The sequence below is a fragment of the Jiangella alkaliphila genome, from assembly GCF_900105925.1.
Taxonomy (GTDB): Bacteria; Actinomycetota; Actinomycetes; order Jiangellales; family Jiangellaceae; genus Jiangella; species Jiangella alkaliphila.
On the sequence record NZ_LT629791.1, the window covers coordinates 604,401 to 617,102 of the forward strand.

Below are 12,702 nucleotides of genomic sequence, written 5' to 3' on the forward strand. Positions count from 1 at the left end.
CCCGGGCAAGCTCCTGTACGGCCACCCCGTTCCTGCGCCTCGCACCGACGGTTTCGAGGAGACCTCCGGCCCCCTGTCACCGCCGGTCTTGCCCGGCCCTCCTTAGGCACAGCCACAGCCGGCCAGCGCCGCCGCGACGTCGTCGAGCGCGGCCCGCGCCTCGGTCGTGTTGCCGACGTCGTCGGCGAGCACCGCGAACGCGTAGCCGACGCCGTCGGCGGCCACCACCACGCCGGCCAGCGCACTGACGCCGGTGAGCGTGCCGGTCTTGGCCCGGACCAGTCCGGCCGCGGAGGAGTCGCCGAACCGGTCGGCAAGCGTGCCGGTGAACGCGGCGACCGGCAGCCCGGTGACGACGGAACGCAGGCCCGGGTGGTCCGGTCCGGCCGCGAGGGCCAGCGTCTGGGTGATCAGCGCCGCCGGGACCGCGCTGCCGCGGGCCAGCCCGCTGCCGTCGAGCAGCGTCGCGCCGGACGCGTCGAGGCCCAGCTCGGTGAGCGCCGCGACGACCGCCGGGCCGGCCGCCTCGGACGTCCCGGCCGCACCCGACGCGATGGCGACGTGCCGCGCCAGCACTTCGGCGCCGTCGTTGTCGCTGCTGGTGAGGACGTCCTCGACGACGGTCGCGAGCGGCGCGGACTCGACGGCGGCCAGCTCGGCGGCGTCGGCGGGCGCGGCGGCCTCGACCGGTTCGCCGTCGACGGCGATGCCCTGGTCGGCGAGCAGGCCGGCGAACTCCTCGGCCGCGTCGAGCGGCGGGTCGGCCGGCCGGTCCATGATGTCGGCCGCGAGCGCGGTGGTCGGCGAGACGACGCTGGGCACGTAGCTCGGCGTCCAGTCAGGGTCCACCGCCGGGCCGGTGAACAGCGAGGCGTCGTAGGACAACGTCACCGCCGCCACGCCGGCCTCGGTCAGCGCCTGCGCCGTCGACGCGGCGAGGTCGGCCAGCCGGGTGCCGGCGCCGTCGTCCGCCGTGAGCGTGGGGTCGCCGCCGCCGACCAGCGTGAGGGCGGACGGGTCCGGCCCGCTGACGACCCGGGTGGTGAACGTGTGGTCCGGGCCGAGCGCGTGGAGGGCCGCCGCGCCGGTGAGGATCTTCAAGGTACTGGCGGGGGTGTGCGGGTCGGCGCCGGCGGACTCGTACGACGGCGCGCCGGTGCTGAGGTTCAGGACGCTGACGCCGACCCGCCCGCCCAGCCCGGCGACGCCGAGCGTGGGCGCGAGCACGTCACCGACGGCCGGCTCACCCGCCGTGCCGGCGGTGGCCGGAGCGGCCAGCACCCCCGGCGCGGGCGACCAGGTCGCCGCGGGCGGCGCCTCGGGGCGGAACAGCGGCGTCTCGGCCGCCGCGGCGTCGTCGGTCCAGGGCAGCCCGGCCGTCTGGTCGAGCACCACCCCGGCACCGGCCGCGAGCACGACGACACAGCCGGCCACAATCCCGGCCCGCCTCCACATCGTCGCCCCCCTCACCTCGTGACACGGCCGACATCACCGTACGGGAGACTGGACCCGACCAGCACATCGGGACGCTGAGAGGTAAAGGACGTACAGGTGGAGTTCGACGTCACCATCGAGATCCCGGCGGGCAGCCGGAACAAGTACGAAATGGACCACGAGACCGGCCGGATCAGGCTCGACCGCCGGCTCTTCACGTCGACCCGCTACCCCCACGACTACGGGTTCATCGACGACACGCTCGGCCTCGACAGCGACCCGCTCGACGCCCTGGTGATCCTCGAGGAGCCGACCTTCCCGGGCTGCCTCATCCGCTGCCGCGCCGTCGGCATGTTCCGGATGAAGGACGAGGCCGGCGGCGACGACAAGGTGCTCTGCGTGCCGGCCGGTGACCCGCGGAAGATCACCATCCAGGACATCGGCGACGTGCCCGAGTTCGACCGGCTGGAGATCCAGCACTTCTTCGAGATCTACAAGGACCTCGAGCCGGGCAAGTCGGTCGAGGGCGCCACGTGGGTCGACCGCGCCGCCGCCGAGGAGGAGATCGAGGCGTCGCGCCGTCGCCTCATCGAGGCCGGCGGCCTGCCGCACTGATGCGGGTGGGTCACACCCGGCCGTAGAAGGACGGGTCGACCCAGTAGAAGACGTCCTGCACCTCGACGTCCTTGCCCGGCCGCGGCGCGTGGATCATCTGCCCGCCGCCGATGTACAGGCCGACGTGGTACACGCCGGAGGCCTGGCCGTTGTCGGACCAGAAGATCAGGTCGCCGGGGCGTAGGTCGGAGTACGAGACGCGGTCGACCTGTTGCGCCTGCGCGACGCTCCAGTGCGGCATGTCGACCCCGCCGGCCTCCCAGGCGCGCATGGTGAGGCCGGAGCAGTCGAAGCTGCCCGGGCCGTCGGCGCCCCACTCGTACGGCTTGCCGAGCTGGGCGTACGCGTAGTCGACGGCGGCCTCGGCACCGTCGGCGGGCGGATCCGGATCGGGCTCCTCCGGCTCCTCGGTCGGCTCCGGCGACGGCTCGACGGTGGGCTGCGGCGGCTCGGGCGGCGGAGGAGGCGGCTCGGTCGTGGGCTGCGGCGGCTGGCTCGGCTCGGTCGTCGGCTGCGGCGGCGTGGTCGGCTCGACCGGGACGGTCGGGTCGTCGGGCGGCCCGACGGACGGCTGGCCGGTCGGCGCCGGCGGCTCCGTCGGGTCCTGCTCCGCCTGCTCCTGTTCGAGCTCCTCCTGCTCGGCCTCCAGCGCCTCCTGGCGCTGTTGCTCCAGAGCGACGGTGGTGCCGCGGGCGGCGGCGAGCTGCGCGATCGCGGTGCTGCGCTGCGCCTCGACGGCGGCGACCGCCTGCTCCTGCCCGGCGACGGCGGCCTCGGCGGCGGCCCGTGCGGCGTCGGCCTGCTCGGCCGCCGTCGTCCGCTCCGCCAGCGCGGTCGCGGCCTGCGCCGCGGCGTGGTCGGCGTCGTGCCTGGCGTCGCGGGCCCGCTGCGCGATGGTGACCTGCGAGCGGGTGACGGCGCGCAGCGCGCCCATGCCCTCGTAGAGCGCCTGCCCGTCGTCCGCGCCGAGCACCATGCCGACGCCGGCCAGCTGGCCGCCATGGCTGTAGGTCGCCGACGCCATCCGGCCCAGCTCGATGCGGGCCTGCTCGGCCTCGGCGTCGCGCTGCTCGGCCGCCGCTCGCGCCGTCTGCTCCGTCTCGGTGGCCTGCTCGAGCAGCACCCGGGCGCCGTTGTACGCCTCGATCGCCTTGGCCGCCTGGATGTACAGCGCGTCGACCTGCGCCGACAGCTCGGCGAGCCTGGCCTCGAGCGCCGAGACGTCGCCGGCGGCGGCCGCCTCGGCGTCGCGGGAGTCCTGGATGTCGGACTCAGTGGGAACGGTCGGGTCGGCGAACGCCGGCCCGACCACGCCGGCTGCCAAAGCGGTGGCGAACACCCCCGCCAACATCCCGTTTCGCACTCTGGCAACCTCCCCCGTACCTGGCGTCCCACGAAGCACAGTAGCCAATAAAGTCACGCCAGAGAACAGGAACCACAGGAATTTCACCAGTCACACGGCGTGTCGCCTTGACAAACCACACACGTGTAATTCGGGAACGCGCAGGACAACCCGGTCGAAGTCAGGCGTCGGCGGCCACGTCGGTCCGCGGCGCCTGGACCCGGCGCAGCAGCGGCGACAGCACCAGCACGCTGCGGGTCCGGGCCACGAACGGCTCGGCGGAGATCTCCGTCAGCACCCGCTCGAAGTGCTGCATGCTCCCGGCGAAGACGTGCAGCAGGGCGTCGGCGTCGCCGGTGACCATGAACGCCTCGACGACCTCCGGGTAGGTCTGCACGCGCCGGGCGATCTGCGCGCCCGTCGTGCGCTGGTTGCAGAACAGTTCGACGTAGGCCTCGGTGCTCCAGCCGATCTCGGCCGGCTCGACCCTGACGGTGAACCCGGTGACGACGCCGCGGGCGCGCAGCCGGTCGACCCGCCGCTTCACCGCCGGCGCGGACAGGCTGACCTTCGCCCCGATGGCGCCGTAGCTCGCGCGGCCGTCGGCCATGAGGACCCGGATGATCTGCTCGTCCAGCGCGTCGAGTGTCGTCATGGGGCGATCGTCCCCGTTCGCGCCCACCGCGCGCAACGAATCGCCGTCCGTTCGAGAGCGGACGCAACGTTGTGCATCCATACGCGCAACAGAACGGTCTCGATCGCCACCAGGGCCCCGCCCTACCTTTCAGATGTGACTGTGAACGACGCCCCGGAGCTCACCCGGCTCCCGTCGGCCGGCCCTCGCGTCGCGACGACCCGCGACTACGTGATGTGCCGCCCGGACCACTTCGCCGTGCACTACTCGATCAACGTCTGGATGGACCCCGCCCGGCCGGTCGACCACGACCGTGCGCTCGCCCAGTGGAAGACGCTGCGGGCGACCTACGAGCGGCTGGGGCACCGCGTGCACCAGCTGGACCCGCGGCCCGGCCTGCCGGACATGGTGTTCGCCGCCAACGGCGCGTTCGTGGTCGGCGACCGCGCGCTGGGTGCCCGGTTCCGCGAGCTGGTCCGGGCCGACGAGGCGCCGGCGCACCGGGCCTGGCTCGGGGCCGCAGGTGTCGCCGTCACCGAGCCGGTCGCCGTCAACGAAGGAGAAGGCGACTTCGCCTGGGCCGGCGGGCGGATCCTGGCCGGTGCCGGGTTCCGGTCCGACCCCGCCGCGCACGCCGAGCTGGCCGCCGTCTTCGATGTCCCCGTCGTGCCGCTCGAGCTGGTCGACCCGCGGTTCTACCACCTCGACACCGCGCTGGCCGTGCTCGACCGGCGCACCATCGCGTACTACCCGCCGGCGTTCGCGCCGGCCAGCCAGGAGGTCCTGGCGACGCTGTTCCCCGAGGCGATCGTCGCCACCGAGGCCGACGCGCTGGTGCTCGGGCTGAACGCCGTCAGCGACGGACGGCACGTCGTGCTCGCCGCTCAGGCACGCGAGCTGGCCGACGCCGTCGCCCGGGCCGGGTTCGAGCCGGTCCCGGTCGACGTGTCCGAGCTGTTGAAGTCCGGTGGCGGCGTCAAGTGCGCCACTCTTGAACTGCACGCCCCATTGACCGCCGAGGAGATCTCATGACGATCGCTGACCGCGAGGTCGCTAACAGCCGCGAGTCGCGCAAGGGAAAGGGGGATCAGACCATGCAGGCCACCCGCACCCAGGACGCGATCGCCCTCGTCGAGAGCAGCACCGCGCACAACTACCACCCGCTCCCCGTCGTCGTCGCGGAGGCCGAGGGGGCGTGGGTCACCGACGTCGAGGGCCGCCGCTACCTCGACTTCCTCGCGGCGTACTCGGCGGTCAACTTCGGCCACCGCCACCCCGACATCGTCGCCGCCGTCAAGGAGCAGCTGGACCGGGTCACGCTGACCAGCCGCGCGTTCCACCACGACGTGCTCGGCCCGTTCGCCCGCGAGCTGGCCGACCTCGCCGGCAAAGAGCTCGTGCTGCCGATGAACACCGGCGCCGAAGCGGTCGAGACCGGGCTCAAGGTGGCCCGCAAGTGGGGCTACGAGGTCAAGGGCGTGCCGGTGGACCAGGCCACCATCATCGTCGCGGAGGGCAACTTCCACGGCCGCACCATCAGCGTCGTCAGCTTCTCCACCGACCCGGTCGCGCGGACCCACTTCGGGCCGTTCACGCCTGGCTTCCGGGTGGTGCCGTACGGCGACGCGGCGGCGATGGCGGCGGCCATCGACGACACGACGGTGGCCGTGCTGATCGAGCCGGTGCAGGGCGAGGCCGGCGTCGTCGTGCCGCCGGCCGGATACCTGGCCGAGGTGCGCCGGCTGTGCGACGAGCGGCAGGTGCTGTTCGTCGCCGACGAGATCCAGTCCGGCCTCGGCCGCACCGGCACGACGTTCGCCTGCGAGCACGAGGGCGTCGTGCCCGACCTCTACCTGCTCGGCAAGGCGCTGGGCGGCGGCGTCGTCCCGGTGTCCGCGGTGGTCGGCGACAGCGACGTCCTCGGCGTCATCCACCCCGGCGAGCACGGCAGCACGTTCGGCGGCAACCCGCTGGCCTGCGCGGCCGGGCGCGCCGTCGTCGCGATGCTGTCGACCGGGCAGTGGCAGCGCGCCGCCGTGGAGCTGGGCGCGCACCTGCACGCGCGGTTGTCCGGCCTGATCGGGCGCGGGGTGGTCGAGGTCCGCGGGCGCGGGCTGTGGGCCGGCGTCGACATCAACCCCGAGCTGATGAGCGGCCGCGAGGCGTGCGAGGCGCTGCTGGGCGAGGGCATCCTCGTCAAGGACACCCACGGCTCGACCATCCGGTTCGCGCCGCCGCTGGTGGTGACCCGCGACGAGATCGACCTCGCGGTCGACGCGCTCGGCCGGGTGCTGGCGGCGCGCGGAGCGTGACGGTCGACACATCCACGCGGCGGTCATCTCAAGGACACCTGACGGGCGTACGGTGACCCGGTGCCGAAGAAGCCGGACGACGAGGTCACCGTTCTCCGCGTCAACCCCGCCGTGTGGGCCCAAGCACTGAAGGCCGCCGACGGCGACGCCCGACGCATCGAGATCCGCGGCGAGTTCGACGTCGTCGTGCACAACGAGCCGCTGCCGCCGGGAGAGCGGGTCAAGCGGCAGCCGTGAACCGCCGATTGCTGCTCGGGATCTCCGCCGTCGTCGTCGCGATCGTGGCCGCGGTCGCGGTCGTGCTGGTCACCCGTGACGACGGTGACAACCCCAGCGCCACGCTCAGCGACGCGCTCAGCGACGAGCAACGGGCGCTGATCGAGCGCGCCGAGCCGAGCCCCGACTGCCCGGACGAGCCGGTCGCCGCGCCCGATGACGAGTCCCTGGTCGCGTTGGACGTCCTGCGGGTCGACGAGAACGACTGCCTCGTCGCGGCCACCGAGTACGTCGCCCCTGACGAGGTCGACGATCGGCGGGCCGAACTGCTGGAGGAGCCTGGCGTCGTCGCCGCCGGCGTGGTCGGCGAGGTCGGCCTCGACGAGGAGGACGACCGCCGCGACGACCAGTGGTCGCTGGACCGGCTGGGCGCCGAGGAGGACTCACCGGACCTGCCCTGGCCGGACGGCCACGGCGCCGTGCTCGCGGTGCTCGACACCGGCGTCGACGAGACGCACCCGGACCTCGGCGACGCCGTCCTGGAGCGCCGCCATTACCCCGGCGAGGGCGAGCACGACCCGGACGGCCATGGCACGCACGTCGCCGGCATCGCGGCCGCCCGGCGCGACAACGGCGGCATCATCGGGGTCGCGCCGCGAGTGAGCGTCCTCGACGTGCCGGTCCGGCTGAAGGACGTCAACGACGCCGGGCCCAGCTGGCCGACCGGCCTCGCCTGGGCCGTCAACCACGGCGCCGACGCGGTCAACATGTCCTTCGGCGGGCCGATCCCGGCGGCGCCGGACGTCGAAGAGCTCCAGGACCTGGAGGTCGAGGCGGCGGCGGTGTACTTCGCCGTCAGCAACGACGTGGTCGTGGTCTCGTCCGGCGGCAACTGCGGACCGTCGCCGCTCACCGACTGCGCCGACGTCAACCAGCGGCAGACCCCCTCCTCGCTGCCGGGCGTGATCGCCGTCGGCGCGGTCCAGGACGACTTGGACCTGGCCGGGTACTCGACCCGGAACGAGGACATCGACCTCGTCGCACCGGGTGGCGGCGACCTGTTCACCGGCGTGCTCTCCACCTACCCCGGCGGTGGGTACGAGAGTCTCCAGGGCACGTCCCAGGCCGCGCCGCACGTGGCCGCCGCGGCCGCGCTGATCAGAGCCGCCGCGCCCGAGGCCTCCGGCGACGAGATCGGGCAGGCGCTGCTCGACACCGCCGACCTCGATCGGCTGGACGAGGGCGACCGCGAAGGACGCGGCGTCGGCCGCGGCTTCCTGGACATCGCCGGCGCGCTGGAGCAGGTCCTGGCCGGGGCGCCGCCGGCGACGTCGCCGCCCGCGGACCGCACGCGCACGGCCTTCGTCCGCGACGACGAGCTGTTCGCCTTCGACGGCGCTGAGGTCGGCCCCGTCCGGACGATCGACCCCGGGACGGCCGTGCGCTGGCTCGACTGGACCGCCGACGGGTCGCTGCTCGTCGGCGCCGACGACGGCGAGCTGTTCGCCTGGGACGGGTCTGCGCTGGTCGAGGCACCGTGCGGCTGGTGCTCCGAGAGCCGGCCGGCGTTCCTCGAGGACGTCGAGGTCGAGGGCGCGACCGGCGACTTCGTCGTCGGCATGGACTACGCGGGCACGATGACCTGGTACGACGCGGCGACCCTTGACGAGGTGGCCTCGACGACGCCGACCTTCCCGGCCGACGCCGTCGGCACGAAGACGCTGCTCGGCGCGGTGGGCGGGCAGCTGCTGGTGCACGAGTCCGGCGGCGCGCAGGCGTCGGAGCGGGTGTGGCTGCTCGATCCGGCGTCGGGCGCCGCCGAGCTGTCGGCCGACGTCATGGGCTCACCGCAGGCGCCGATCGCCGTGGCCGCCGACGGCGCGCAGGTCGCCGTCGTCACCGGCTACGGCGCGTGCGGCGCCGAGGTCACGGTGCTCGACGCCGCCGGCCTGACGGAGCTCGCCGTGGCGCCGGTGCCCGAGGACCTGATCCTCGACGAGGTGTTCTTCAACGGCGAGGCGCTCTACGCGACGATGGAGGTGGCCGCGAGCGACTGCTCGGCCCTCCAGCCGGACGGGCTGTGGCGCCTCGACCGCGGCCGGTGGCAGGAGATCGACGAGTCGCCCATCGGCGCCCGGCCGCTCGAGGGCATCGACGACGACACGGCTGAGAGCTGGCTGGTGGCGGGCATCGACGGGCAGGGCGGGTTCAACCCGCCGCTGACCGGCGACCCGTCGGCGAACGAGCTCGGGCCCATCACCGACGGTCCATGGGCGACACCGACCACCACCGAGGTTCCGTGGCCGTAGCCGTCACAGGAGCGGGACGCCGGGGACTTTCGCGGGTGTGAGCGGGTCGGGCCAGAGCGTGCTGCGCCAGGCGGTCGAGGGACTGCTGCGCGCCCGCGCCGACGCCGAACGCGGGCTCGACGAGGTGGCCGCCCGGGTCGCGACGGCCGCGGTGCGACCGGCCGAGACCGCCCGAGCCGGACGGCACCCGCTCGCCCGCCGGGTCGCCGACGAGGCGGCGGCTGTCGGCGCGCGGCTGCCCGACGAGCTGGCCGCGGTGGCGACGGCCACCCGCATGGCGATCGCCACCGAGGTGCACGCCCTCCTCGACCTCCTCGCCGTCGGCCACCACCAGCTGCCGCCGTTGCCGCCCCTGGACGCCGGGCCGCTCGCCGGTCCCGGTGACCGCGCCTTCCTCGCGGCGTTCTCCGAGGGCTTCGCCCGCTCCTACGTGGCGACGGTGCTCGGTGACCTGGCCCGCGGGCGCGCGGTGTCCAAGGCGGACGCCGCGGCCCATCCCGGGGCGCTGCAGGTGGACGTCGACGCCGCCCGCTCCCTGATCGTGGCGGCGGTCGCGCCGGAGCATCGGGAGCTGGTGCGGGAGTGGTTGTCGCATCCGAACTGTCATGCGGTGGAGATCCACGGTCCTCAGGTCAGCGACCGCGACCTCGAACTCCGCGCCGGCTGGACCCGCCCGCCCGACCACGGCACCGACTCGGCCGACAAGTGGCGCGTCCGCCCCGACGGCCGGGTAGTGTCCGAGCACGCGGCCGGCATCGAGGCGAGCCGGTTCAGCAGTCCGGAAGCCTTCGCCCGCCCACTCGGCGTCTTCCTCGATGCCGCCGCTCGCCACCCGGGTGGCCTCGACGGCCTCCTGGACCAGCACTTCCCCGCCGGGATCGCCCCGATCTTCATCGACGCCGAGCGGGCGCGGCTCGCGCCGGGCGACGTGACCGGAGTCCGCGGCGCCGGGACGGGAACAGTGCCGGCCGCGAAGGACTGGCGCAAGCTGCGCAACTCGGCGATGAAGAAGGATGGCGAGTGCCTGCCGCCCGTGCACACCGTTCCGTACGATCCGTTCCAGGACGGATCCGACGCCGGCGTGCGGCTGATCTTCAAGAAGCGGGGAACCTGGTCGATGACCACCTACTATCCGACCGGCGAGCCCGCCCACGACAACGTCCGGCTGGAGGAATTGACGTGACCCCGCGCTCCACGAACTTCCGGAGCTGGTTCGCCTGGTTCAGCGACACCTCGCAGGAGGCCGACTCCTACATCGAGGGGTGTGAGCGCGTTCCCGAGTGGCTGGCCGAGGGCAACCAGGGCTTCATCGAGTTCCGCGCCGAACTGGCGACGCACATCAAGGAGTCCTCGTTGCCCCCTCGGCGCAACGAGTCGCAGTGGGGGATGGACGAGTGGTTGCGCGACATCTGGTTCGACGCGTTCGGGCCGGAGCCGGCACCCGGTGACCCGTACCCGGTGCCGCTCGACCGCTGGGGTCGTGTGCGGTTCACCGACTACCTGCTGCACGCGGTCGGCGAGGACGACGAGGACAGCAGCCCGGGCGCGGCCGCATGGCTGGCCGCCCGTGGCCTCGACGCCGCGACCGTGACAGCCACCCCCGACGGCGAGATGGAGAACGTGCGGCCGGAGCCGGCGGACTATGCGGACCGGCTGGCGCGGCTCACCGAGGCGGGTCTGCGGGAGCCGTGACCTAGCCCTCCGCCGCGGCGCGGTAGCGGTCGGCGATCAGCTGGGCGACCAGGGGGTGCGGGCCGATCGGCGGGGCGACGAGGTCGGCGCCGGCGGTGGAGAGTCGTTCCTGGAAGAGCCCCGGCGCCAGCAGGTACGACGCCACGGCGACGGTCGGGTGGCCGGCGGCGCGCAGGGACGAGACCGCGTCAGGCACGGACGGCGACGCCGTGGTGACGTAGGCGGGCTGGACCGGGCGGGCGACAGCGGAGGACAGCAGCGACGCCGCCACGTCCACCTCGGCCAGCGCCGATGCGTCGGAGGAGCCGGCGGCGGCCAGCACGACGGCGGACGGCAAGGCGTCGGCGGCCGACCGAAGCCGCGCCTCCACCGCCGCCACCACGGCCGCGTCCGGACCGAGCGCCGGCGTGACGATCGCCCGCCCGCCGTCCTCCGCCACGGCCGACGGGACGTCCACCCGCACGTGGTAGCCGGACGCGAGGAACATCGGCACCACGACCGCCCGCTCGCCGTCAGGCACCGACGCCAGCACCGACGACAACGTCGGCCCGATCACGTCCACGTACGCCACCCGCACGTCGACCCCCGGCAGCAGCAGACGCACGCGGTCCAGCAGGGCGGCGAGGACGACGGGGCCTTCGGGGGCACGCGTCCCGTGCGCCACGGCGATGAGAGTCACGGGACAAGTCTGCGCGATGTTCGTACGGTCGGGTCATGACCTCCGACGAGAGCGCCCAGGGCCCGTTCCGGCAGCGCGCCCGCCGCGTGGTCCGGCCCGAGGGACCGCCGACCCAGCCACTGGCGATCCGCGGGCAGCAGAGCCGGCTGACGGCAGAAGAAGAACGGCAGGTGCTGGACCTGATCCTGCGCACCGGCGACGCCATGGTGGCCACGGGCGCACCGGTGGCCGACGTGACGGCGGCGCTGCTGCGGCTGGCGGCCGGGTTCGGCGTGACGCGCCTGCAGGTCGACATCACGTTCATCTCGATCATCGCGTCCATCGACCGCGACGACGATCCGATCACCAAGGTCCGCGTCATCATGGTGCGCAACTCCGACTACAGCCGGCTGGCCGAGCTGTTCGACCTCGTCGACGAGGTGCACCGCGAGTCGCTCACGCTCCACCAGGCGCAGCAGAAGCTGGACGAGATCCTGTGGGCGCCGCATCCGTACCGGCGCTGGATCGTGACGCTGGCCCTCGGCCTGATGGCCTCCGGCGTCGCGCTGCTGCTGAACGGCGGCCTGCTGGTCGCGCTGGTCGCGGCCGTCACCACGATCGTCGTCGACCGGATCCTGCGCGTCCTTCGCCGCAAGGGCCTGCCGTACCTGTTCCAGCAGGTCATCGGCGCCGCGCTGGCGACGGTCGTCGGGCTGGCGGCACTGTGGGCGACGGACCGGTTCGGCTGGTCGCCGACGCTGCTGCCGCCGTCGCTGATCGTCGCGTCCGGCATCGTCGTGCTGCTGGCGGGGCTGTCGCTGGTCGGCTCGGCCGAGGACGCCATCGCCGGGTATCCGCTGACGGCGGCCGCGCGCACCTACGAGGTGGTGCTGCATACGATCGGCCTGGTGGTGCGCATCGGCGTCATGCTCGACCTCGGCCAGCGAGCCGGCATCCCGCTGACGATCCTCGATCCCGGCACGTTGAGCATCCCCACCACGATCCAGATCCTCAGCGGCGGCATCATCGCCGGCGCCTGGAGCCTCGCGTCGTACACCCGGGCGCGCACCATCCCGGTGGTCGTCGGCGTCGGGATGGTGGCGGCCGGCGTGCTGCTGCTGGGCCGGCAGGTGCTCGAGCTCGGCCCGGTCGGCTCGTCCTTCCTCGCCGCCCTGGTGGTCGGCCTGATCGCCGGCGGGCTGAGCGAGCCGCTGAAAACGCCGAACCTGGTCATCTCGGTGTGCGGCATCACGCCGCTGCTGCCCGGCCTCGCGATCTACAACGCGATGTTCCGCATGGTCGAGGCGAACGACGTCGTCGGCGGCACCGGGCAGCTGATCGCCGCCTTCGGCATCGCGCTGGCGCTGGCCGCGGGCGTCACGCTGGGCGAGTACCTGGCCTCGCCGCTGCGCTCGGAGATGGACCGCTGGCAGCGCCGCGTCGCCCGCCGCGCCCGCGGCACCCGCAGCTGACCGGCGGCGCCCGCGGCA

12 protein-coding genes are annotated in these 12,702 nt (G+C 73.8%); 8 read left to right on the forward strand and 4 right to left on the reverse strand.

What is annotated here, in order from left to right; genetic code table 11:
- Positions 1-102: 102 nt before the first annotated feature.
- The gene (gene dacB / locus BLV05_RS02770; RefSeq protein ID WP_052762037.1) at positions 103-1,434 is read right to left on the reverse strand and encodes a D-alanyl-D-alanine carboxypeptidase/D-alanyl-D-alanine endopeptidase; all 1,332 of its coding nucleotides are present in this window, start codon (positions 1,432-1,434) and stop codon (positions 103-105) included.
- Between the two features lie 117 nt (positions 1,435-1,551).
- Between dacB and BLV05_RS02775 the strand changes: the two genes are divergently transcribed.
- The gene (locus tag BLV05_RS02775) at positions 1,552-2,049 is read left to right on the forward strand and encodes an inorganic diphosphatase (RefSeq protein ID WP_046766555.1); all 498 of its coding nucleotides are present in this window, start codon (positions 1,552-1,554) and stop codon (positions 2,047-2,049) included.
- A 10-nt stretch (positions 2,050-2,059) separates the two neighbouring features.
- Here the strand turns inward: BLV05_RS02775 and BLV05_RS02780 are convergent, their stop codons facing one another.
- Together BLV05_RS02780 and BLV05_RS02785 are read right to left on the reverse strand one after the other, a co-directional pair.
- Positions 2,060-3,388, reverse strand: coding sequence for a C40 family peptidase (locus tag BLV05_RS02780; protein ID WP_157524180.1), 1,329 nt, complete (start codon positions 3,386-3,388; stop codon positions 2,060-2,062).
- A 184-nt stretch (positions 3,389-3,572) separates the two neighbouring features.
- Positions 3,573-4,046: an Lrp/AsnC family transcriptional regulator gene (locus BLV05_RS02785; RefSeq protein ID WP_046766553.1), complete on the reverse strand. Its 474-nt coding sequence runs from the start codon at positions 4,044-4,046 to the stop codon at positions 3,573-3,575.
- A gap of 213 nt (positions 4,047-4,259) precedes the next feature.
- Here BLV05_RS02785 and ddaH point away from each other — a divergent pair, with 213 nt between their 5' ends.
- The 6 genes from ddaH to BLV05_RS02810 all read left to right on the forward strand — a co-directional run bounded on the left by ddaH (position 4,260) and on the right by BLV05_RS02810 (position 10,554).
- Positions 4,260-5,057, forward strand: a complete 798-nt coding sequence (gene ddaH / locus BLV05_RS02790) for a dimethylargininase (RefSeq protein ID WP_046766773.1) — start codon at positions 4,260-4,262, stop codon at positions 5,055-5,057.
- 62 nt (positions 5,058-5,119) lie between these two features.
- A complete protein-coding gene (gene rocD, locus BLV05_RS02795) occupies positions 5,120-6,337 on the forward strand; it encodes an ornithine--oxo-acid transaminase (RefSeq protein WP_046766772.1) in 1,218 nt (405 codons plus the stop codon).
- Between the two features lie 60 nt (positions 6,338-6,397).
- Positions 6,398-6,574, forward strand: coding sequence for a hypothetical protein (locus BLV05_RS36415; RefSeq protein WP_160312698.1), 177 nt, complete (start codon positions 6,398-6,400; stop codon positions 6,572-6,574).
- Positions 6,571-8,862, forward strand: a complete 2,292-nt coding sequence (locus BLV05_RS02800) for a S8 family peptidase (RefSeq protein ID WP_160312697.1) — start codon at positions 6,571-6,573, stop codon at positions 8,860-8,862. Before BLV05_RS36415 ends, BLV05_RS02800 begins: the two co-directional genes overlap by 4 nt.
- Positions 8,863-8,899: 37 nt before the next feature.
- Complete coding sequence (locus BLV05_RS02805) at positions 8,900-10,045, forward strand: hypothetical protein (protein WP_046766552.1); 1,146 nt, start codon at positions 8,900-8,902, stop codon at positions 10,043-10,045.
- Positions 10,042-10,554, forward strand: coding sequence for a hypothetical protein (locus BLV05_RS02810; protein WP_046766551.1), 513 nt, complete (start codon positions 10,042-10,044; stop codon positions 10,552-10,554). Before BLV05_RS02805 ends, BLV05_RS02810 begins: the two co-directional genes overlap by 4 nt.
- A 1-nt stretch (position 10,555) precedes the next feature.
- Here the strand turns inward: BLV05_RS02810 and BLV05_RS02815 are convergent, their stop codons facing one another.
- Positions 10,556-11,233 carry a sirohydrochlorin chelatase gene (locus tag BLV05_RS02815; protein ID WP_152690524.1) on the reverse strand — a complete coding sequence of 226 codons (678 nt, stop codon included), beginning with the start codon at positions 11,231-11,233 and terminating at the stop codon, positions 10,556-10,558.
- A gap of 35 nt (positions 11,234-11,268) precedes the next feature.
- Here BLV05_RS02815 and BLV05_RS02820 point away from each other — a divergent pair, with 35 nt between their 5' ends.
- Positions 11,269-12,684, forward strand: coding sequence for a threonine/serine exporter family protein (locus BLV05_RS02820; protein ID WP_052762035.1), 1,416 nt, complete (start codon positions 11,269-11,271; stop codon positions 12,682-12,684).
- Positions 12,685-12,702 lie beyond the last annotated feature (18 nt).

What these genes read in the sequence shown, in the direction of transcription:
- BLV05_RS02785 (WP_046766553.1), bottom strand. Translation starts at nt 4,046, where the DNA reads ATGACGACACTCGACGCGCTGGACGAGCAGATCATCCGGGTCCTCATG.
- ddaH (WP_046766773.1), top strand. Translation starts at nt 4,260, where the DNA reads ATGTGCCGCCCGGACCACTTCGCCGTGCACTACTCGATCAACGTCTGG.
- rocD (WP_046766772.1), top strand. Translation starts at nt 5,120, where the DNA reads ATGCAGGCCACCCGCACCCAGGACGCGATCGCCCTCGTCGAGAGCAGC.
- BLV05_RS02820 (WP_052762035.1), top strand. Translation starts at nt 11,269, where the DNA reads ATGACCTCCGACGAGAGCGCCCAGGGCCCGTTCCGGCAGCGCGCCCGC.